Source organism: Roseovarius maritimus, from assembly GCF_043355895.2.
Lineage (GTDB): Bacteria > Pseudomonadota > Alphaproteobacteria > Rhodobacterales > Rhodobacteraceae > Roseovarius > Roseovarius maritimus.
In genome coordinates this window covers 156,311-178,029 of the sequence record NZ_JBHFPF020000003.1, presented here as the reverse complement: position 1 = coordinate 178,029, position 21,719 = coordinate 156,311, and the positions used below count along the sequence as shown (strand labels likewise).

19 protein-coding genes are annotated in these 21,719 nt (G+C 64.3%); 9 read left to right on the top strand and 10 right to left on the bottom strand.

Going from position 1 to position 21,719, the window contains the following annotated elements; translation table 11 throughout:
- Together ACEWPM_RS08165 and ACEWPM_RS08160 are read right to left on the bottom strand one after the other, a co-directional pair.
- Positions 1-759, bottom strand: coding sequence for a ChaN family lipoprotein (locus ACEWPM_RS08165; RefSeq protein WP_393961171.1), 759 nt, complete (start codon positions 757-759; stop codon positions 1-3).
- The gene (locus tag ACEWPM_RS08160) at positions 759-1,637 is read right to left on the bottom strand and encodes an RNA polymerase factor sigma-32 (protein WP_393961170.1); all 879 of its coding nucleotides are present in this window, start codon (positions 1,635-1,637) and stop codon (positions 759-761) included. The genes ACEWPM_RS08165 and ACEWPM_RS08160 overlap by 1 nt, the downstream gene beginning before the upstream one ends.
- Before the next feature lie 109 nt (positions 1,638-1,746).
- Between ACEWPM_RS08160 and cobU the strand changes: the two genes are divergently transcribed.
- The 4 genes from cobU to ACEWPM_RS08140 all read left to right on the top strand — a co-directional run bounded on the left by cobU (position 1,747) and on the right by ACEWPM_RS08140 (position 5,373).
- Entirely contained in the window at positions 1,747-2,271 is a 525-nt protein-coding gene (cobU, locus tag ACEWPM_RS08155; protein WP_393961169.1) for a bifunctional adenosylcobinamide kinase/adenosylcobinamide-phosphate guanylyltransferase, read from the top strand.
- The gene (locus tag ACEWPM_RS08150) at positions 2,268-2,840 is read left to right on the top strand and encodes a histidine phosphatase family protein (RefSeq protein ID WP_393961168.1); all 573 of its coding nucleotides are present in this window, start codon (positions 2,268-2,270) and stop codon (positions 2,838-2,840) included. The genes cobU and ACEWPM_RS08150 overlap by 4 nt, the downstream gene beginning before the upstream one ends.
- A 58-nt stretch (positions 2,841-2,898) precedes the next feature.
- Positions 2,899-3,765: a glutathione S-transferase gene (locus ACEWPM_RS08145; protein WP_393961167.1), complete on the top strand. Its 867-nt coding sequence runs from the start codon at positions 2,899-2,901 to the stop codon at positions 3,763-3,765.
- 93 nt (positions 3,766-3,858) lie between these two features.
- Positions 3,859-5,373, top strand: a complete 1,515-nt coding sequence (locus tag ACEWPM_RS08140; RefSeq protein ID WP_393961166.1) for a YifB family Mg chelatase-like AAA ATPase — start codon at positions 3,859-3,861, stop codon at positions 5,371-5,373.
- Here ACEWPM_RS08140 and ACEWPM_RS08135 read toward each other — a convergent pair.
- Genes ACEWPM_RS08135 through rsmI form a run of 4 tightly spaced genes read right to left on the bottom strand, consistent with a single transcriptional unit; the run spans position 5,351 to position 8,538 of the window.
- The gene (locus ACEWPM_RS08135) at positions 5,351-6,250 is read right to left on the bottom strand and encodes an alpha/beta hydrolase (RefSeq protein ID WP_420768011.1); all 900 of its coding nucleotides are present in this window, start codon (positions 6,248-6,250) and stop codon (positions 5,351-5,353) included. The genes ACEWPM_RS08140 and ACEWPM_RS08135 overlap by 23 nt on opposite strands.
- Positions 6,247-7,194 (bottom strand): glutathione synthase, encoded by a 948-nt coding sequence (gene gshB, locus ACEWPM_RS08130; protein WP_393961164.1) that lies wholly within the window; start codon positions 7,192-7,194, stop codon positions 6,247-6,249. The genes ACEWPM_RS08135 and gshB overlap by 4 nt, the downstream gene beginning before the upstream one ends.
- A gap of 58 nt (positions 7,195-7,252) precedes the next feature.
- The gene (locus ACEWPM_RS08125; RefSeq protein ID WP_393961163.1) at positions 7,253-7,666 is read right to left on the bottom strand and encodes a YraN family protein; all 414 of its coding nucleotides are present in this window, start codon (positions 7,664-7,666) and stop codon (positions 7,253-7,255) included.
- Complete coding sequence (gene rsmI, locus ACEWPM_RS08120; RefSeq protein ID WP_393961162.1) at positions 7,663-8,538, bottom strand: 16S rRNA (cytidine(1402)-2'-O)-methyltransferase; 876 nt, start codon at positions 8,536-8,538, stop codon at positions 7,663-7,665. Before rsmI ends, ACEWPM_RS08125 begins: the two co-directional genes overlap by 4 nt.
- An 80-nt stretch (positions 8,539-8,618) precedes the next feature.
- Here rsmI and ACEWPM_RS08115 point away from each other — a divergent pair, with 80 nt between their 5' ends.
- Genes ACEWPM_RS08115 through murJ form a run of 3 tightly spaced genes read left to right on the top strand, consistent with a single transcriptional unit; the run spans position 8,619 to position 14,175 of the window.
- Positions 8,619-9,809 carry a penicillin-binding protein activator gene (locus tag ACEWPM_RS08115; protein WP_393961161.1) on the top strand — a complete coding sequence of 397 codons (1,191 nt, stop codon included), beginning with the start codon at positions 8,619-8,621 and terminating at the stop codon, positions 9,807-9,809.
- Positions 9,810-9,838: 29 nt separating this feature from the next.
- Positions 9,839-12,616 (top strand): [protein-PII] uridylyltransferase, encoded by a 2,778-nt coding sequence (locus tag ACEWPM_RS08110; protein WP_393961160.1) that lies wholly within the window; start codon positions 9,839-9,841, stop codon positions 12,614-12,616.
- 14 nt (positions 12,617-12,630) lie between these two features.
- Complete coding sequence (gene murJ, locus ACEWPM_RS08105; RefSeq protein ID WP_393961450.1) at positions 12,631-14,175, top strand: murein biosynthesis integral membrane protein MurJ; 1,545 nt, start codon at positions 12,631-12,633, stop codon at positions 14,173-14,175.
- On the opposite strand, the gene ACEWPM_RS08100 is transcribed toward murJ, so the two are convergent.
- Complete coding sequence (locus ACEWPM_RS08100) at positions 14,166-14,852, bottom strand: rhomboid family intramembrane serine protease (protein WP_393961158.1); 687 nt, start codon at positions 14,850-14,852, stop codon at positions 14,166-14,168. The two genes, murJ and ACEWPM_RS08100, sit on opposite strands and share 10 nt — an antisense overlap.
- Positions 14,853-14,936: 84 nt before the next feature.
- On the opposite strand from ACEWPM_RS08100, the gene trpS reads away from it, so the two are divergent.
- Both trpS and ACEWPM_RS08090 read left to right on the top strand, forming a co-directional pair.
- Positions 14,937-15,962, top strand: a complete 1,026-nt coding sequence (trpS, locus tag ACEWPM_RS08095) for a tryptophan--tRNA ligase (protein WP_393961156.1) — start codon at positions 14,937-14,939, stop codon at positions 15,960-15,962.
- A gap of 67 nt (positions 15,963-16,029) precedes the next feature.
- On the top strand, positions 16,030-16,896 hold the full coding sequence (locus ACEWPM_RS08090) for a branched-chain amino acid aminotransferase (protein WP_393961155.1): 867 nt from the start codon (positions 16,030-16,032) through the stop codon (positions 16,894-16,896).
- A 60-nt stretch (positions 16,897-16,956) separates the two neighbouring features.
- Here the strand turns inward: ACEWPM_RS08090 and ACEWPM_RS08085 are convergent, their stop codons facing one another.
- From ACEWPM_RS08085 to ccrA, 3 genes are all read right to left on the bottom strand, one after another.
- Positions 16,957-19,047, bottom strand: a complete 2,091-nt coding sequence (locus ACEWPM_RS08085; RefSeq protein WP_393961154.1) for a TRAP transporter permease — start codon at positions 19,045-19,047, stop codon at positions 16,957-16,959.
- A gap of 75 nt (positions 19,048-19,122) precedes the next feature.
- Complete coding sequence (locus tag ACEWPM_RS08080; RefSeq protein ID WP_393961449.1) at positions 19,123-20,115, bottom strand: TAXI family TRAP transporter solute-binding subunit; 993 nt, start codon at positions 20,113-20,115, stop codon at positions 19,123-19,125.
- A gap of 290 nt (positions 20,116-20,405) precedes the next feature.
- Complete coding sequence (gene ccrA / locus ACEWPM_RS08075; RefSeq protein ID WP_393961153.1) at positions 20,406-21,692, bottom strand: crotonyl-CoA carboxylase/reductase; 1,287 nt, start codon at positions 21,690-21,692, stop codon at positions 20,406-20,408.
- Between the last annotated feature and the right edge of the window lie 27 nt (positions 21,693-21,719).

Sequence of the window (21,719 nt, the reverse complement as noted above, 5' to 3'; positions counted from 1 at the left end):
CTAACGGAACGCCTCGCAAGGATCCGCGCGCGCGGGCGCGGGACTGTCGACAACCTCGTCGAATGTGCCCTCCGGCGGCGCGCCATCCTCGCCCTGTCCCAAGCTATGCAGCGCCACCTCGGGCGCGGGCAGGGCGAGCAGCGCCGGCATGCCCCAATCGGTGCGGGCGTGGCCGTTGCCAGTGATCACGGCCACCGGCCCGCCCGTCTCGCGCAAAGCGTTCAGCGCCGACCGCGCCAACGCCGCATCGCGCAGACGCTGAATTTCGACCATCATCGGCAAAATCGCCTCGGGCAGCGCGCCGCAATGGGCATCGGCCTGCAGCGCCTCGCGCGCGGCCTGCTGATCCCCCGGCAAGGGTTGATCGAGGCCGAATTCACCGGCCCCATCCCCGAAGGCGGCCTCCAGCCCATCCTCGCCAACAGCGCGGGTCTCCGCGCGCGGCACGCCTGCGCCGTAGATGCGCGCACCCGGCGCCGCCTCGATAATGGGAAAGTAATAGGCAAAGTCGGGCCAACCGCTGTCTTGCCACTCCAGCGCGTCGGCCAGCGCATCCCGATCAGCGCGCAAATCGGGCGTGATGCGCTCCGCCTGCCCGGGCGTCATCATCTCAAACACCAGCGCTGTCGGATTTAGCTGCGCAACGCGCTCCGCCTGAACGGCATGATGGGCGGGGTTGTCATGCACCTCGCCCATCACGAAAATATCCTGCGCAAAACTCGGCGCGGCCCATATGGCCAGCAGGGCAGCCCAGCGCATCACGCCAGAAGGCTCTGCACCTCGGTGCCATTGGCCTCAAGCGACTTGCGCATCTTCTGGAATGCCGCCGCCTCAAGCTGGCGCACACGCTCCTTGCTGAGGCTCAGTTCCTGCCCGAGGCTTTCAAGCGTCCGCGGCTCGTCCCGCAGCTTGCGCTCGCGCACGATGAACCGCTCGCGCTCGTTCAGCTTGCCCATCGCCTCGGTCAGCCAGACGCGCAGCGCGCCCAGATCGTGATCCACCTCGACCAACTCGTCCCCGCGCGGCGCGTCATCCTCCAGCGCGTCGATCCATTCGCGGCCCTCATCCTCGGAGCTTTGCGTGGCGTTGAGCGAGAAATCGGAGCCGGATAGCCGGCCCTGCATCATCTCGACATCGCGCAGCGGCACGCCCACTTCCTGCGCGATCATCTCGCGCAGCTGATAGCCGTCGAGCTCGTGCCCCTGGGCCATAGCCTCCCGCTCCAGCCGAGCCTGAACCCGGCGCATGTTGAAGAAAAGCGACTTTTGCGACGATGTGGAGCCTGTGCGCACCATCGACCAGTTGCGCATCACATAGTCCTGGACGCTCGCCTTGATCCACCAGACGGCGTAGGTCGAAAACCGCACGCCCCGGTCGGGATCGAATTTCTCGGCGGCCTTCATCAAGCCCAGACCGGCCTCCTGGATCAGATCGTTCATCGGTGCGCCGTAGCGGCGGAATTTCGACACCATCGAGATGGCGAGGCGCATGTAGGCGGTGATGAGACGATGCAGCGCCTCTTCGTCGCGCTGATCCCGCCATGCATAGGCCAACTGCAATTCTGTCTCAGCGTCGAGCAACTCTGCCTTCATAGCCTTGCGCGACAATGAGCTGTTTTGTTGAACGTCGATTACCATGCGACTTCTCCCGAGGTTTGCGAGCGGTTTTGGACTGCGCTCTTTCTCACTCATTTGCCAAGTGCTACGGGTTGAATAACGTTCCGGATCACAAAAGAGTTCAGATTTAATGTTGCCACCGCTTACATTGGTGCTAGGCGGCACTGCCTCGGGCAAATCGCGCTGGGCCGAGGCGCTGATACAGCGTGCCTGCGCAAATCGCCTCTATATTGCCACCGCCGAGGCCTATGATGACGAGATGCGCGCCAAGATCGCACAGCACAAGGCAGCGCGCGCGGCGGATGGCTGGCATACCATCGAAGAACCGCTGGACTTAAGGCCGGCTCTGGCCGGGGCGACCGCCGATCAGGTCATCTTGCTGGATTGCGCAACGCTTTGGCTGAGCAATCATATGCTGGCCGAGCATGACCTTGCCGCCGAGGAAGAGGCGCTGATCGCGGCGATGGCATCCTGCGCGGCGCCCGTCGTCACCGTCTCGAACGAGGTCGGGCTGTCGATCGTGCCCGATAACGCGCTGGCGCGCAGGTTTCAGCGGGCGCAGGGCGATCTGAACAAGCGTCTTGCCGCCGAGGCCGGGCTGGTCGTGAACATGATCGCGGGCCTGCCGCAGGTTCTGAAGGGCACTTTGCCATGAGCCGGATTCACTGGGTCCGCCACGGGCCGACCCACGCCAAGGCGATGGTCGGCTGGACCGATCTTCCCGCCGATCTGAGCGACGCCGCCCAGCTTGGCCGCCTTTCGGCCTATCTGCCGCAGGACGCGCTGGTCATCTCCTCGGACCTCATCCGCGCACGCGACACCGCCAACGCCATAGCGGCGGGGAGAACGAGACTGCCGGATGACCCCCACCTGCGCGAGATCAATTTCGGCGCGTGGGAAATGGCCGATTTCGACAGCGCGCCTCACCGCGAGCGTCTGCGCGCCTTTTGGGACACGCCCGGCGATCTGACCGCCCCCGAAGGCGAATCGTGGAACATGGTCACCGCTCGCGTCAGCGCCACCGCCGCCGCGCTACTGGCGGCACATCCGGGCCGCGACATCATCGCAGTCGCGCATATGGGCGCCATCCTGACGCAAGTGCAGACCGCGCTGAGCATCACCGGATACGAGGCGTTCGGCCACCGCATCGACAACCTGTCTGTCACGTCCCTGCGCCATGACGGCGCGCGCTGGCACGCGGAGGCTATCAATCACCTGCCCTGATGGGGCGCCGCACATTTGCTGACTATGCGCGCGCCCTGGCGCCGCGTAACCTCGCGCCATGACATATGATCTCATCATCGGCGATTATGCCTATTCCAGCTGGTCCATGCGCGCATGGCTCTTGTTTGACCGTTTCGGCATCGCGCGCAGACAAACCGAAATCTGCTTTGACGACGGCGAGGTGCCAGACCTCATGCCGGACTGGGCGCCGGCCAAGACCGTGCCGTCGATCCGCACCCCCGAGGGCGCGCTGGTAGGCGAGTCCCTGGCCATTGCCGAAGAACTGGCCAGCCGTCATCCGGATCTTGGCCTATGGCCGGACGCCCCGCTGGCCCGCGCGACCGCCCGCGCGGCTACGTGCGAAATGCACGCCGGGTTTACCGCACTGCGCGGCGACTGCCCGATGAACCTGCGCAAGGCCTATATAGATTTCGCCCCGTCCGACGCCGTCCAGCGCGACCTGCGCCGGTTGGAGACGGTCTGGGACCACGCCCGCGAAACCTGCGCGCCGAATGGCCCATGGCTTTGTGACGAATATGGTATTGTCGATGCGTTCTACGCCCCCGTCGCCGCGCGCATCGCGGGCTACGGCCTGAAGGTCTCGCCCAGCGCGCAGACCTATGTGGACGCGCATCTGGCCGATCCGCCCTTCCGCCGCTGGCGCGCGCTGGGGCTGGTGCATGGCCAGGAATTGGCGCGTTACCGGCGCGATTTTGCGGTGGGCACCTGGCCCGGCCCAGCACCCCGCGCTGCAAAGGCGGTCTCAGGCGGGACGCCCGAAAACGCGAAATGCCCCTATTCCGGCGAACCCGTCACGCATCTGATGGAGATGGACGGGCGCGTCTTCGGCATGGGCAATGCCCGCTGCCGCGACAAGACTGTGGCCGACCTCGAGGCATGGCCACAATTCATGGCGCTCGTCTGATAATTCGCTCTGGCGTTAACCATTCCTAAATCCCTGCCACGCTAGCGTTAATCAAGGTTTACACCAGAGAAACTAGTGCCGAAGGGGCAGGAAATGGTCGCGCGCGCCTACACGGTCGCCTTCGAGGGGGTTGAGGCCCGCCATGTCGAGGTACAATGCGCCGTCACGCCCGGCGTACCCGCGTTCAGCCTTGTCGGCCTGCCCGACAAGGCGGTCAGCGAGGCGCGTGACCGCGTGCGCACCGCGCTGACCTCGATGGCGATCGCCCTGCCGTCGAAACGCATCACGGTCAATCTCAGCCCTGCCGACCTGCCCAAGGAGGGCAGTCATTTCGACCTGCCCATTGCACTGGCCCTGCTGGCCGCACTGGAAATCATCCCCAAGGACGCCATTGAGGGCACAACATCGCTGGGCGAGCTGTCGCTCGACGGCACGCTCATGCCGGTGATCGGCGCCCTGCCCGCCGCCATGGCCGCCGCCGAAGAGGACCGCACACTGCTGTGCCCCAAGGCATCGGGCGCCGAGGCGGCCTGGGTGGGCGCGGCGCATGTGATCGGCGCCGCGACCCTGGCCGATGTTGTGCGGCACTATACCGGCCAATCACCCCTGCCCCCGGCCGAGCCGGGCGAGGTGACCGCACCGGCCATGGGCCGCGATTTGCGAGACGTCAAAGGGCAAGAGCGGGCCAAGCAAGCGATGGAGATCGCCGCCGCCGGGCGGCACCACTTGATGATGCTGGGCACGCCGGGATCAGGCAAGTCGATGCTTGCCGCAAGGCTGCCCGGCATCCTGCCACAGCTCAGCGCGCGCGAGGCGCTGGAGACGTCAATGATCCACTCGCTCGCCGGCCTTCTGGACGAGGGCGGCATCAGCCGCGCCCGCCCTTTCCGCGAGCCGCATCACACAGCCTCGATGGCCGCCATCGTCGGCGGCGGGCGCCGCGCCTCGCCGGGCGAGATCAGCCTTGCGCATAATGGCGTGCTCTTCATGGACGAATTTCCTGAGTTTTCACGGACAGTGCTGGAGACACTGCGCCAGCCGATTGAGACAGGCGAAGTGATGATCGCCCGCGCCAATGCGCATGTGACCTACCCCTGCCGATTCATGCTGATCGCCGCCGCAAACCCTTGCAAATGCGGATATCTCAGCGATCCGGCGCGCGCCTGCGCTCGCGCGCCCGCTTGCGGAGACGACTATCTTGGGCGTATCAGCGGGCCGCTGATGGACCGTTTCGATCTGCGGATCGAAGTGCCTCCGGTCAGTTTTTCGGACCTCGATTTGCCCCCATCCGGCGACAGCTCCGCCGAGGTCGCCGCCCGCGTTACGGCTGCGCAGGCCCTACAAGCCTCGCGCTACGCAGATGCGCCGGGGATGTATTTGAACTCCGACGCGGAGGGCGGCGTTCTGGCCGAGGTGGCGACGCCCGACCAAGAGGGCCGCGCCCTGCTGACCCGCATGTCCGAGCGCTTCGGCCTTTCGGCGCGGGGCTATCACCGGGTCTTGCGCGTGGCGCGCACGATCGCGGATCTGGACGGGTCAGACGCGGTGCGCCGCCCGCATGTCGCCGAGGCAGCCAGCTACCGCGTCACAGGCGCGAAAGAGACCTGATCCAGCCATCCAGTTTGGCCAGCGTCTGACGCGCCTCCGGGATGAGCGCGTGAAACATCGGCCAGACATGTGGCAGATCCTGCTCGATCACGCAGGTAACATCTACCCCCTGATCCAGCAGACGGGCCGTCATCCGGCGGGCATCATCCAGCAATATCTCGGTGCTGCCCACCGTGATCCAGACCGGCGCCGCGCCGGTGAAATCAGCAAAAAGCGGCGAGGCGCGCGTGTCGGAGGCGGAGGCGTCCTGCAGATACATCTCGGCCATTTCCGCAGCCTGATGCGCAGGCAAAAGCACGTCAGCCGCAGCGTTGAACGCGAAACTGGCGCCGGAAAATGTGAGATCCGTCAAGGGCGAGAAACAGAATGTGCCCCGAGGCTGCGGCAATCCGAACGCACAGATTTGCATCAACAGCACCAGAGCCAACCCGCCCCCGGCGCTGTCCCCGCCAAGGATCACGCCGCCCGGGTGATCCATCACCGCGCGATACACGGCCAACGCATCCTCCGGCGCTGCGGGAAAAGGGTGCTCGGGGGCAAGGCGGTATTGCGGCAGGATCACTTGCAGACCGGTCTGAAGTGCCAGCTGGGACGCCAATGCTCGATAAACGCGCGGTGACCCGAACAGGTAACCGCCCCCGTGCAGATACAGAATCACCGGTCCCTCCGGTGCGCCGGGGGGTGATACACGCAAGGCAGGGATCTGCCCGGCGCCCAGCGCCGTGGTCGCAAATGCGACGCCGCGCGGGGGGCGAAAAAACAGTCGTGCGCCGCGCTCTATATGGCGGCGCAGCGTCTTGGGGTCTTTGGCCCGTGCAAGGATCCGCTTTTCAGTCTGGCGCAGCCAGCCGTTCAGCAATCTCGCGCGCAAGCTCACGCGGCGGTGGCCGCCCGCCTCGCCTCGATGGCGTCCCATATCTTGCCGGCGATATTGAAGCCGTCAAAGCGCTCAAGCTCCTGAATGCCGGTGGGGGACGTCACGTTGATCTCGGTCAGATAGCGCCCGATCACGTCGATCCCGACAAAGATCTGCCCCTTTTCACGCAGCAGCGGGCCGATAGCGGCGCAAATCTCGCGGTCGCGCTCGGTCAGTTCCACCTTCTCGGGCCGCCCCCCCACATGCATGTTCGAGCGCGTCTCGCCGGCGGCGGGAACGCGGTTGATCGCGCCTACCGGCTCACCATCGACGAGAATCACCCGCTTGTCGCCCTTAGACACATCGGGCAGGAATTTCTGCACGATCAACGGCTCGCGACTGAACCCGGTGAACATCTCATGGAGCGAACTGAGATTGCTGTCCCCGCCCTTCAACAGAAAAACCCCCGCCCCGCCATTACCGTAAAGCGGCTTGAGAATGACATCGCCATGCCGGTCGCGAAAGGCGCGGATCGTGGGCAGATCGCGGGCAATTGCGGTGGGAGGCATGAGATCGGGGAAATCGAGAATCAGCAGCTTTTCGGGGAAGTTGCGCACCCAGAAGGGATCATTCACCACCAAGGTGCCCGGCGCGAGGCGGTCCAGCAGATGGGTGGTGGTGATGTAGAACATGTCAAACGGAGGGTCTTGCCGCAGCCAGACCACGTCGAAATCAGCCAGATCGACAGTTTCCATCTCGCCCAGGATCGCATGATCACCGTTGACACGCTGTACTTTCAGCGATTGGCCATAGGCCGTGATGCGCCCCTCGTCATAGGCCAGATGCTGAGGGGTGTAGTAAAATAGCTCATGACCGCGCGCCTGTGCCTCTTCGGCAAGGCGAAAAGTGCTGTCGGCGTCGATGTTGATCGGGCCGATCGGGTCCATTTGAAACGCGATCTTCATGGGTTTTCCCCTGTCTGGCTACACAGCCTTCATGCGGCATGGGCGTCAGGGGTGCAATTCAGAAATGCGAAAACAGCCCCTCGAGGATGTCGCAGCTCCCCGCGCCATCGACAACCGCCAGATCGAAACGGACATCGGTCAACTGGCCTTTCGGGCAATGCGCAAGGTATTCGGATCCGGCGGCATGGATGCGGCGCATCTGGGCCGGGCGGAGGCTGGCAATGGCGGCATCATGAGTGCGGGCCTGCTTGACCTCGGCAAAGACGATCTCTTCGCCATCGGCGAGGATCAGATCGATCTCACCACTCTTGCCGCGCCACCGCGTCTCCAGAAGGCGCAGGCCGGCCGCAGTATAGAGCGCGACAGCCCGTTCTTCGGCGGCAAGGCCCGAATTGTAGGCCCGGCGTCCGCGGTCACGGCGCGCTGGCGCCGGCGTGTGCGGTAGATCCCGAAGATCCAGCATCTGCGTCATGTCTGACCCTTTTCTTTTCCTGCCCCCAGTCGCAAGGCAATCTGGTAGACATCCCGCCGTTTGAGACCCAGATCATGCGACACCGCATCTGCGGCATCCCTGACGGACATATCACCCATCACCGCGTTCAGCGCCTGTTCTATATCGGAGAGGTTAACAGACCGTTCCCCAACACGATCGATCAGCACAACCATCTCGCCCTTGCGCGGCTCGCGTGCCAGTTCCTGTGCCAACTCGTCCAACGTGCCGCGCAGGACCTCTTCGAATTTCTTGGTCAGTTCCCGGCATACGGCCGCCTGCCGGTCGCCGCCCAGCACCGCGGCGGCATCGCGCAACATCGCCGCCACGCGCTTGGGCGATTCGTAGAAGGCCAGTGTCGCGGGCACGGCCCCCAGGCCGCGCAGCGCGGTTTTCCGCGCGGTCGCGGTATTGGGCAAAAACCCCGCAAAGAGGAACTTGTCCGTCGGCAAGCCCGACAGCGTCAGTGCCGTGATCACCGCCGACGGCCCCGGCGCCGAGATCAGGCCATGTCCCTCCGCGATCGCCGCGCGCGCCAGGTCGAACCCCGGATCGGCCACCATGGGCGTGCCAGCCTCGGACGCGTAAACAACTGATTTTCCTGCTTCCAGAGCCTCCATCAGACGGGGCCGGGCCCGTGCACCATTGTGATCGTGATACGCCACGAGGGGCCGCCCCTCGAGCGCGATGCCATGAATATCCATCAGCTTGCGCAGGCTGCGCGTATCCTCGGCGGCGATCACATCGGCCGAAGCCAGGATATCCAGCGTGCGCAGAGTGATGTCGCGCGCCGTCCCGATCGGAGTCGCCACCAGATACAATCCGGGGGCGAGAGTTTGCCTGACATGATTCATCGCTGGACCCGCCTCATATGACGTCTATTATCGCCCGCAACGCGCCATCCGAATAAAACGTCCGAAACGAGGTATCCCCCATGTTTGCTGTTTTGCCGATCACCCGCAAGGTGTTGACCCGTCTTATCGCGCTCTTGTCGCTGCTTTGGGTCGCCGCGTGCGAACCGGTCGGCATGGCCGGTATCGGCAGCGGCGCCGGGCAACCCATCGACCCGGACAGGCCGGTGGCGGTGGCCCTTCTGGTGCCGCACGGCTCTTCCGCGCCGGGCGAGGCGGCCTTGGCGCGCGACCTGGAGGCGGCGGCGCGGCTGGCGGTGGCGGACCTCTCGGGAGTGCAGATCGACCTGCGCGTCTATGGCACGGCGGGCCAACCCGGCCAAGCCCAGCAGGCCGCGCTGAACGCAGTGTCGGACGGGGCCAAGATTATCATCGGGCCGCTCCATGCCGAATCCGCCAATGCTGTGGCCGTGGCCGTGGCCTCGAAGAACGTCAACGTTCTCGCCTTTTCCAACAACCCCACCATCGCTGGCGGCAATCTCTACGTCTTGGGCCAGACCTTCGACAATACCGCCGACAGGCTGACCCGCTATGCATCGCAGCAGGGCAAGAAGCGTATCGTGACGGTTTATTCCAACAATCTCGCCGGTCAGCTTGGCCAGCAGGCCATCGCCAAGGCGGCGGCCAATGCAGGGGCGCAGATCGTCGGCAATGTCGGCTATGATTTCTCACAGGACGGCGTCGTTAAGGCCGTGCCGCAGGTGGCCCAGACGGTGCGCAGCACATCGGCTCAGGCCGTGTTCCTCACGGCCAACTCGGCGGGCGCGCTGCCGCTCTTCGCGCAGATGCTGCCCGAGAACGGGATCGACCCGGCGATGACACAGTATATCGGCCTTGCGCGCTGGGACACCCCGGCGCAAACGCTGGAGCTGCCGGGCGTTCAGGGAGGCTGGTTCGCCATGCCGGACCAAGGCAAGGCCCGCGCCTTCCAGTCGCGCTTCGCCCAGCGTAACGGCAATAAGCCGCACCCGATCGCCGGTCTGGCCTATGACGGCATCGCCGCCGTGGGTGCGCTGATCAAGACGGGCAAGCGCGATGCGCTGTCGCGCTCGGGGCTGACGCAATCGGCGGGATTCCAGGGTGTCGACGGTGTGTTCCGCCTGCGTCCCGATGGCACCAACCAGCGCGGCCTGGCCGTGGCAACGATACGGGGCGGCAAGGTTGTCATTCTTGACCCGGCGCCGCGGGGCTTTGGCCGTGGCGCGGGCTTCTGATCGGACCTGATCGGCAGCACATGACCCCCATGACCAAGATAGACCCGGCGCGCGATGCGGCGCCGGGCGACCTGATCTGCGAGCCCCGCGACATCTTTGACACACACGCGGTCGCGGCCCGCTTCGCCACATATGAAGGCGACACGGCGGACGAGCTGCGTCGCCACGCGGTCGACATCCTCGGCGCAGAGATGCAGCGCGGACGCAGCGCCATCGCCGCCGCATTGGCGGAGGCGCCCCTGCGCGCCCGCGCCGCGACACGCTCCTATAGCTGGCTGACCGATTGCCTCGTCCTCACCGCGTACCGCATCGCGACCGAAGCCATGCATCCGCTACCCACCCCCACCGAGTCGCAGCGCCTCAGCGTGCTGGCCGTGGGCGGATATGGGCGGGGCGAGATGGCGCCCGAGTCGGATGTCGATCTGCTGTTCCTGACCCCCTACAAGATCACAGGCTGGGCCGAGAGCGTGATCGAATCCATGCTCTATATCCTGTGGGATCTGCGCCTGAAGGTGGGCCATTCCAGCCGCACCATTCGCGATTGCCTGCGCCTCGGGACCGAGGATTTCACCATCCGCACCGCTCTTCTGGAGCATCGCTGGCTGACCGGAGACGCCGAGTTGGCGGGTGATCTGCATCACCGCCTCTGGAACGATCTTTTCTCCGGGACCGAACGCGAATTCACCGAGGCCAAGCTGGAAGAGCGTGAGACGCGCCACGAAAAGCAGGGCGGCCAGCGCTACATGGTCGAGCCCAACGTCAAGGAAGGCAAGGGCGGATTGCGCGATCTGCAATCGCTCTTCTGGATCGCGAAATACACCTACCGCGTCACCGACAAGACCGATCTGATCGGTCAGGGCATGTTTACCGAGGAAGAGTTCGACACGTTCGCCGAGGCCGAGAATTTCCTCTGGGCCGTGCGGTGCCAGTTGCACCTCATCACCGGGCGCCCCAATGACAAGCTGACCTTCGATCTGCAGGTCGAGGTGGCCGACCGCATGGGCTATAGAGACAGCGCCGGAAGGCGCGGCGTCGAGATTTTCATGCAGGACTATTTCCGCCACGCCACCGCCGTGGGCGATCTGACCCGCATTTTCCTGACCCAGCTGGAGGCGGCTCATGTCAAATCCGAGCCGCTGCTGCAGCGCATCTTTCGCCGCAAGCGCAAGCTGAAAGACGGCTACTCCGAGGTGAACGGGCGCCTCGCCATTGCAGACAATGACGGCTTCCTCGCCGATCCCATCAACATCCTGCGCGTCTTTGACGAAGCGCTGCGCACCGGTCTTCTGATCCATCCCGATGCGATGCGCCTGGTGACCGCCAATCTCGATCTGATTACCGACGATGTCCGCAGCAATCCAGTGGCGCAAAAGCTGTTTCTGGGTCTCATGCTGCGGCACGGCAACCCCGAGCGCGCCTTGCGCCGGATGAGCGAGCTGGGCGTGCTGCCCGCCTTCATCCCCGAGTTCGAGCCGATCGTCGCAATGATGCAGTTCAACATGTATCACCACTACACGGTCGACGAGCATACGATCCAATGCATCAGCCACCTTGCCAAGATCGAGCGGGGCGAGTTGATCGAGGAGCTGCCCGTCGCCTCGTCGATCCTCAAGCACGGGGTGAACCGGCGCATTCTCTACGTGGCGCTCCTCTTGCATGATATCGGCAAGGGGCGGTCTGAGGATCATTCGATCCTTGGTGCCAAGATCGTGCGCAAGGTCGCGCCGCGTCTGGGGCTAAAGCCCAAGGAGGTGGACACCGTCGAATGGCTGGTGCGCTATCACTTGCTGATGTCGGACATGGCGCAAAAGCGCGACATCGCCGATCCGCGCACCGTGCGCGACTTTGCCAAGGCGGTGCAGGTGCGCGAGCGGCTGGACCTGCTCTGTGTGCTGACGGTCTGCGATATCCGAGGCGTTGGGCCGGGAACGTGGAACAACTGGAAGGCATCGCTTTTGCGCGCGCTCTATCGCCAGACCCTGCACGCTATGGAGAACGGGCTGGAGGACCTGAATCGCGAGCAGCGCGGATCGGACGCCAAGCAGCGGTTGCGCAAGGCGCTGGGTGGCTGGGGACCCAAGGCGCTCAAGCATGAGACCGCGCGGCATTACCCGCCCTATTGGCAGGGTCTGCACGTCACCGCGCATGTCGTCTTTGCCAATCTTCTGCGCAATCTGGCCGGAAAGGATGGCGAGATCGGGATCGATCTGCATCCTGACGAGGACCGCGATGCGACGCGCGCCTGCTTTGTCATGGCGGACCATCCGGGCATCTTCTCGCGCCTTGCCGGCGCGCTGGCGCTGGTTGGCGCGGGCGTGGTGGATGCGCGCACCTATACGTCCAAGGACGGATATGCGACAGCAGTCTTCTGGATACAGGATGCGGACGGGCACCCCTTTGCGGATGAGCGTCTGCCGCGCCTGCGCCAGACCATTCTCAAAACGCTCAAGGGCGAGGTCGTCGCGCGCGATGCCATGAAGTCGCGCGACAAGATCAAGAAGCGCGAGCGCGCGTTTCGCGTGCCCACGCATATCACCTTCGACAACGAGGGATCCGAGATCTATACGATCATCGAGGTCGATACCCGCGACCGGCCCGGCCTGCTCTATGACCTGACCCGCACGCTTGCGGCGGGCAATGTCTATATCGCCAGCGCCGTCATCGCGACTTTCGGCGAGCAGGTCGTCGATACCTTCTACGTCAAGGATATGTTCGGTCTGAAATTCTACTCGGAGGCCAAGCAGAAATCGCTGGAAGCGAAGCTGCGCGCGGCCATTTCCGAAGGCACGCAAAGGGCCATCGAGTGAGCAGCTCATCGCAGATACGGCCGACGCGCCTGATCACGGGCATCTTTACGGTGGGCGGCTGGACCATGGTCAGCCGCATCCTCGGCTTCGTGCGCGACGTGATGATCGCGGGGCTGATCGGGCCGGGGCCGGTGATGGACGCCTTCGTCGCCGCCTTCCGCCTGCCCAACATGTTCCGCCGCTTCTTTGCCGAAGGCGCATTCAACGCCGCTTTCGTGCCGATGTTCTCGAAACGGCTTGAAGGCGGCGACGATGCCGAAGGCTTCGCGCGGCTCGCGCTCAGCGGGCTGGCGTTGGTGCTGCTCTTCGTCGTGGCGCTGGCGATGATCTTCATGCCCGCGCTGGTCTGGCTGACCGCCGAGGGCTTTGCCGGGGATCAGCGGTTCGACCTCACCGTCGAATTCGGGCGTGTGGTCTTTCCCTATATCTTCTTCATCTCGCTGGCGGCGCTGCTGTCGGGCGTGCTCAACTCGACCGGGCGGTTCGTTGCGGCCGCGGCCGCGCCCGTATTGCTGAACGTCATGCTCTGCACCGCGATGGCGGTGGCCGTCTGGACGGGAGGCAGCGTGCCGACTGCACTGGTCTGGACCATCCCTTTCGCGGGCATCGCGCAGCTGGCACTTGTCTGGGTCGCCGCCACCCGGGCGGGGCAACGCATCACACCCGTCCGTCCGCGTTGGTCGCGCGAGATGCGTCAGTTGGTCAGGATCGCAGTGCCTGCCGCGCTGGCCGGCGGCGTCATGCAGGTCAACCTGCTGGTGGGGCAGCAGGTCGCCTCGAATTTCGACAGCGCCGTCAGCTGGCTTTATGCGGCCGACCGGCTCTACCAGTTGCCACTGGGCGTTGTCGGCATCGCTGTGGGCATCGTCCTCCTGCCAGACCTCTCACGCCGCCTGCGGGCCGATGACGGCGACGGTGCACGCATGGCGCTTAGCCGGGCGGGCGAGGTGTCGCTGGCCCTGACCATCCCCGCCGCCGTGGCCCTTGTGGTCATCCCGATCCCGCTCATCACGGTGCTGTTCCAACGTGGCAATTTCAATGTCGACGATACAGCCGCGACCGCGCTGGCAGTGGCGATCTACGGCCTCGGCCTGCCGGCCTTCGTGCTGCAAAAGGTGCTGCAACCGATCTATTTCGCGCGCGAGGATACCAAGAGGCCGTTCTACTACGCAGTCGTCTCGCTTGTCATGAACGCGGTTCTGGCTATTGGCCTTGCGCCCTATATCGGGTGGATCGCGGCGGCGATCGGCACCACCCTCGCCGGCTGGGCGATGGTCTGGCTGCTGGCGCGCGGCGTGCGGCCCTTCGGCGATGTCGCGCGCTTCGATGATCGGTTTCGCAGCCGGATCTGGCGCATCTGCGTGGCCTCGATCCTCATGGGCGCGGCGCTCTGGGCATTGATGGTCGGTCTGTCGCCCATCTTCGGCGTGCCGGGCTGGCGTGCGCTGGCGCTGCTTGTCCTCATCACGCTGGGCATCGTCGTCTACTACTTTGCCGGACGGCTCATCGGCGCCTTTACCAAGGCCGAGCTCAAGGCCGCCCTGCGCCGTCAGCGCTGAAGCAGCCTTTCGCGCAGTTTCGACCAGCCGCCAGGGCGCAGCACGAAGGACGCGGCAAATCCGCTCAGAAAGCCGGTCAGATCCGCAACCCAGCGCAGTGTGCCGCCAAAAAACAGGCTAAAGAGAAGCTGCGCGCCCATCAGGAACCCGATGAGTACGAAGGCGCGGGCCTGGCTGCCGCCCTGCTGGCCCAGCTTGAGCCAAAGCAGATACGTAAAGGCGCCAATCAGGCCGTAGATGCCTGGAAACGCGCCGTAGAGCCACGGATTGTCACGTGAGACCAACCCGTAGACCAGCGCGCCGCAGATGGCAGGGATGAAGAACGCGGCCAGGGTGGCCATGGGGCGAAACACCTCGCCCACGAATTTGCCCATCGCCAAGAGTAGCGCGGCGGCAAAGAGCATCTGGCTGAACCCGCCATGCAGGAACGGATAGGTGATCAGCCGCAGGAGGTGCTCGGGTGGATAGATCCCGTTGGTGATCATCCAGCGCAGGATATCCCCGCTAAATCCGTAATCCTGGATCATCGCCTGCCGCCAGCCCACCGCTTGCGGTCCACCGATCAGCCCCTTGGAGCCGAGGAAAAACGCGATCTCGGGGATGACCACGGCCAGGAAAAGCAGCACCACGACGGGCGGCAGCGGATTGAACGGGCTGGAATCGTCGGGATGGCTCATGGGTGCGCTTTGGCCTTTGCTTGACGGGGCATGGACGCATGGGTAGTTGAGGCTGGCACGGAAATCCAGACGGAGACGCTACAGATGAGCGATGCAGCCTTCACCCCACGGGTGTTTTCGGGCATCCAGCCCTCCGGCGATCTGCACCTTGGCAACTATTTGGGCGCGCTGAAACGCTTTGCCGATGCGCAGGACAAGGGTGTGCAATCGCTCTATTGCATGGTCGATCTGCACGCGATCACCGTCTGGCAGGACCCCGCCAAGCTGCGCCACGCCACGCGCGAGCTGACCGCAGGCTTCATTGCTTCGGGGCTGGACCCTGAAAAATCAATCCTTTTTAACCAGTCCCAGGTGCCCGAGCACACGCAACTGGCCTGGATCTTCAACTGCGTCGCGCGCATGGGCTGGATGAAGCGCATGACCCAGTTCAAGGACAAGGCTGGCAAGAATGCCGAGAACGCCTCATTGGGCCTCTTTGGCTACCCGGCACTGATGGCCGCCGATATCCTTGTCTACCACGCCACCCATGTGCCCGTGGGCGAGGACCAGAAACAACATCTGGAGCTGACGCGCGACATCGCGGCCAAGTTCAACCACGATTACGGTGTCGAGTTCTTTCCGCTCGCCGAGCCGGTGATCGAAGGCGCGGCCACGCGCGTGATGAGCCTGCGCGACGGGTCCAAGAAGATGTCGAAATCCGATCCTTCGGACATGAGCCGCATCAACATGACCGACGACGCGGACACGATCTCCAAGAAGATCCGCAAGGCCAAGACCGATCCCGAGCCTCTGCCGATGGATCTGGACGGGCTGGAGGGCCGCCCGGAGGCGCGCAATCTGGTAAATATCTATGCGGGCCTTGCGGGCATCAGCGCCGAAGAAGTCATGCGCGACATGGGTGGGCGCCCGTTTTCCGAGTTCAAGCCGGCACTGGCCGATCTGGCGGTCGAGCGCATGGCGCCCATTTCCGAGGAGATGGGTCGCCTGATGCAGGATGTGGGCGAGATCGACGCCATTCTTGGCCGCGGCTCGGATCGCGCGCGAGAGATTGCCTCGCCGATCCTTGCGCAGACCTATGATATCGTCGGCATGGTCGGACGCGGGGGATAGAAAATTTCTTAATTTTCTAGCGCCTTCGGCGAAAGTATTTTCAGCAAGATAAAGGAAGGGGATTGCCATGGCGACTGGGACGAATATCCGCACATATTTCGAGGGTCGCTGGCATGAAGGCGATGCATCCGTCATGCGGGCTGCGGATCATGGCATGTGGCTGGGCAGCGCGGTGTTTGACGGGGCGCGGATGGCTTACGGCTTGGTGCCCGACCTCGATCTGCATTGCGCGCGGGTGAATGCCTCGGCGCGCGCGCTGATGCTGGAGCCGACCGTCGAGGCGGGCGAGATGGTGGAGGTCATCCGCGAGGGGCTGCGCGCCTATGCGCCGGGCGCCGCGGTCTATATACGGCCGATGTATTGGGGGCAGGACACGGGCTATATGGCGCTTGTGCCGGATGCAAAATCGGTCGGCTTTGCCATCTGCCTCGAAGAGGTGCCGATGCCGCCCGAGGGCGCGTCGACCACCCTGACGCGCACGCGGTTCCGCCGCCCGGTGATGGAGGATGCGGTGGTCAACGCCAAGGCCGCATGCCTTTACCCCAACAACGCGCGGATGCTGGTCGAGGCGCGGGCCAAGGGCTTCGGCAATGTGCTGTGTGCCGATGCGATCGGCAACGTGGCCGAGAGCGCGACGGCCAATGCGTTCATGGTCAAGGATGGCGAGGTGTTCACGCCCGCAGCCAATGGCACCTTCCTTGCCGGGATCACGCGGGCGCGTCATATCGCGAACCTGCGCGCCGATGGTGTGACTGTGCATGAGACAGTGCTGAGTTTCGACGACTTCCACGGCGCGGACGAGGTGTTCCTGACCGGGAACATGGCCAAGGTCACGCCGGTGACGGCCTTCGACGACACCTCCTACCAGATCGGTCCGGTGACGCGGCGGGCGCGCGAGCTCTATTGGGAGTGGGCCGCAGGCAGTCCGCTGTAAACCGTCCCGACTATAGCGAGCAATAAACGCCGGGCGGCTCTCCGCCCGGCGTTTTGTTGTCTAGAGCGCGGCCCGCTCGGCTGTTGTCATCCGCAACATCGGCAACTGGCGGATGACCACCGGCGCGATCAGCGCGAGGCCGACCAGCGTGGCGTAGAGGTTGGGCGCGACCAGAAGGATCGCGGCTACCGCCAGCAGCGCCCGCTCATAGGCGCGCATCGGGCCGATCAGCCAGTCGGCGAAGGCTGCCGACAGCATCCAGATGCCAGCCATCGCGCCTGTCACGCCGATCAGGAACTGCGTCCAGGTGAACCCGTCCACAACCAGCAAGAGCGACGGCGAGAAGACGAAGACGAAAGGCACCAGCGCCTTGCCCATGCCGAGGCGGAAGGCCGTATTACCCGTTTTGAACGCATTCGAATCCGCGATCCCCGCCGCCGCATAGGCAGCGAGTGCCACAGGCGGCGTGATGTCGGCCATGACCCCGTAGTAGAAGACGAAGAAATGGGCCACGAGCGGCTGCACCCCCAGCATCCCGAGGATCGGCGCCGCCACCGCGATCATGATCAGGTAGTTGGCCGTGGTCGGGATGCCGCAACCCATCAGGATGCAGACGATGGCCGTCATGATCAGCGTGAACATCAGTGTCAGCGCCGGAACCGTCATCACCTCGAACGGGATGAAGGCGAGGAAGCCATGCACGCTGGCCGCCCAGCCGGCCGCGACCGAGGTGACCATGTAGGCAATCTTGAAGCCGACACCAGTCAGTGTGACGACACCGATGATGACACCCACGAGTGCTGCGGCGGCGGTGACCGACAGCGAGAACTTGGCGCCGGTGACGAAGCTGTCCCAAAGCTCGGACACCGAGGCGCGCGCTGCGCCCATGACATCACTGCCGTGGCGCACAAGGTTCTGGATGATCAGCACGAGGATGCACGAGAGGATCCCGTAGAAGGCGGCAAGGTAGGGCGTCTTGCCCGACAGCAGCGTTGCCACCAGCACGAAGAGCGGCAGCGTGGTCAGCCAACCAGCCTTGAAGACGGCCCATGCAACGGGCAGCTCATCCTTGCTGAGGCCACGCAGGCCGCGGCGGCGCGCCTCGAGATGGACCTGCACCAGCACGCCGAAGAAGTGCATGAAGGCCGGGACGAGCGCTGCGGTGAGGATCGTGGTCAGCGGGACTCCGAGATATTCGATCATCAGGAAGGCGACCGCGCCCATGACGGGCGGCGTGATCTGCCCGCCAGTGGAGCTTGCCGCCTCGACCGCCGCCGCGAAGTGGCGTGGATAGCCAATGCGGATCATCGCAGGGATGGTGAGCGAGCCGGTTGTCACGGTGTTGGCAATCGACGAGCCTGAGATTGAGCCGAGCATCGCGGAGGACACGACCGAAACCTTGGCCGGGCCGCCCGCGAACCGGCCCGCGAGGGACGATGCGAGGTCGATGAAAAGCTGCCCGAGGCCGATGCGCGTGGCCATCACGCCGAAGAGGACGAAGTGGAACACATAGGTCGCAATCACGCCCAGCGCGGTGCCGTAGATGCCCTGGGATGTCAGGTAGAGGTGGTTGACGATGTTGGTCCAGCTGGCGCCGGGGTGGGTCAGCACGCCGGGCATCGACTGGCCGAAATAGGCATAGGCCATGAAGAGGATTGCAATCACCGGCAGAGGCCAGCCCATGGCGCGGCGCGTCGCCTCCATCAGAACCACGATCAGAATGGTGCCCATCAAAACGTCGATCATCAGCGGGTTGCCGACACGGAACGCCAGATCGTTGAAAACCCATGGCACATACAGCGCCGAGACAATGCCCGCGATGGCAAAGACCCAGTCGGCCAATGACACGCCCATGGGCGTCAGCAGCGTATTGCGCGGCTCGGGGCGCGCGCCAAACACGGTGAATGAGAAAAAGATCAGGCCCAGCGTAAAGGCCAGATGCGTGCCACGATGCACGGTGGCCTGCGGGATGCCGTAGCCGGACGTATAGAAATGATAGCAGGAGAGGATGAAAAGGACGCCGCCGATGATCCATTGCATGCTGGGCAGGAGCGGCCTGAACCGGACCTCTGGATCATACTTCTCTTCCAGAGCCTTCATTTCCGCGTCGGTCATTTCCTTGACGCGTTCCGATTCCGATGTCTCGGCCATTGTCGCCTCGCTGCGATGTAGGGGATGGCAAGCCGGCCCGCGCGTGGCGGGCCGACGGAGCGGCGATTGGACCGATTACTCGATCAGGCCCTGCTCGCGGTAGAACTTCTCGGCGCCCGGATGCAGCGGAATACCGATACCGTCAAGCGCTGTCTCAGCGGTGATTTCCTTGCCCTTCTGGTGACCGGAATCCAGCAGCTTGCGGGTATTCTCATTCCAAAGGGCGGCGGTGATGCCGTAGATCAGGTCTTCGGGCTGATCGGCACTGGTGACCCACTGGGCACCGACCGACAGGGTGGTGACATCATCGGCAACGCCCTCGTAGGTGCCGCCGGGCACGACGTTCTCGGCGAAGAAGGTGTATTCGCCGGTCACGGCCTCGGCCTCTGCGCCCGAGATCGGGACGAGGGTGATGTCTTCTTGGCTGGCCAGCTCGGCGATAGCACCCGCCGGGAAGCCGCCCACGAAGAAGAACGCGTCCATCGCGCCATCGCGCATACGCTCGGCCGCCTGGTCGGGCTTGAGGAAGGCGGCGTCGACGTCATCCTCGCTCAGGCCATAGGCGCCGAGGATGATGCGTGCATCGACCAGCGTGCCGGAGCCCGGCTCGTCCAGCGAGACTGTCTTGCCTGCGAGGTCAGACACCGAAGTGATGCCCGAATCCGCCGACGCAACCAGATGGATCGTCTCGGGGTAGAGGTTGGCGATGGCGCGCAGGTTGTCGACCGCGTCTCGGCCTTCCCAGATCCCGGTGCCGGTCTGCGCCCATGTGGCGACATCCGACTGCGAGAAACCCGATTCCAGCGTGCCACCCGCGATGGCGTTGATGTTGGCGACCGAGCCGTTGGCCGACAGTGCCGAGGCGATCAGACCAGGATACCCGCAGGAGCCGCCTTCTTCGCAGGGACGCGAGCCGGGCGGGTTCGAGATCGCGTTCGCGATCAGGCCGCCGATGGGATAGTAGGTGCCGGACGTGCCGCCGGTGCCGATGCGGAAAAACTGCGGCTCTTGCGCGGATGCGACAGTGCCGACGGCCATCATCGCAGCGCCGACGCCTGCGGCGCGCATGAGGCGTGTGAAACCGGTTTTCATGAGGGTTCCTCCTTGAACTCTATGAGACATGAGGACACGACTAAACTACACGCTTTCAAGGTTTGCAACGTGATTGCTATGCTGCCCTGCAGCGTAAAGACCGCATTTGTATTGCGCTGCACGGACGGTGCGCGGGCAGAGTCACGAGTTTCATCAGACAAGATCATCGCAGCAGGCACAGCACGCCCTGTTGCCGCCCCACGCGCCAAAGAAAAACCCGCCCCGACATATGTCGGGGCGGGTTCAACAAAACAAATCCGCGATGTCTAGCCACGCACGTCCAGCGCATCCTCGACCGTCCGCAAGCCGGTGCGGGGCGATTGAACCAGCACGGCCATGTTGCCGGGCTTGTGCTCGTTCCGCAGCATTTTCAGATGCGCGGCGGGGATGTCGGCCCATGGGAACACTTCGGACATGCAGGGGTCCAGCCTGCGCTCGACCATCAGGTTGTTCGCCGCGCTGGCCTGTTTCAGATGCGCGAAATGCGAGCCTTGCAGGCGCTTCTGGTGCATCCACATGTAGCGCACGTCGAAGGTGCAGTTGAACCCGGTCGTGCCGGCGCAGATCACGACCATGCCGCCTTTCTTGCAGACCAGCGACGAGACCGGGAATGTCGCCTCGCCGGGATGCTCGAAGACCATGTCGACATTCACGCCCTTGCCGGTGATCTCCCAGATCGCCTTGCCAAAGCGGCGCGCCTCTTTCAGCCAGGCGTTGTATTCATCGGTATTGACCTTGGGCAACTGACCCCAGCAGGAGAAATCCTTGCGATTGATGGCGCCCTTGGCGCCCAGATCCATGACGAACTGGCGCTTGTCCTCCTCCGAGATGACGGCAATCGCATTGGCGCCCGCCGTGTTGATCAACTGGATCGCATAGGAGCCAAGGCCACCCGAGGCGCCCCAGACCAGCACGTTCTGGCCGGGCTTCAGGTCATGCGGCTCGTGGCCAAAGAGCATGCGGTAGGCGGTGGCCAGCGTCAGCGTGTAGCAGGCACTTTCTTCCCATGTCAGATGCTTGGGGCGCGGCATCAGTTGCTGCGCCTGCACGTTGGTGAATTGCGCGAAGGAACCATCCGGCGTCTCGTAGCCCCAGATCCGCTGGCTGGGCGAGAACATGGGATCGCCGCCATTGCACTCCTCATCGTCGCCATCGTCCTGGTTGCAGTGTATGACCACCTCGTCGCCCACCTTCCAGCGGCGCACCTTGTCGCCCACGGCCCAGACGATACCGGCGGCGTCACTTCCTGCGATGTGATACTCGGCCTTGTGCACGTCGAAAGGGCTGATCGGCTGGCCGAGGCCTGCCCAGACGCCGTTATAGTTGACGCCCGCCGCCATCACGAGGACCAGCACCTCGTTGCTGTCCAGCGTCGGCACGTCGACCACTTCCTGCTTGAAGGATTTGTCGGGCTCGCCATGCCGCTCGCGGCGGATGGTCCACGCATACATCTGTTTGGGCACGTAGCCCATCGGGGGCATCTCGCCGACCTCGTAGAGATCCTTTTCGGGTGCGTCGTAGCGCGCGATGCCGGTATCGGTGTCCAGTGCCATGCGGGCCTCCTGTATCGGTGTCTTGCC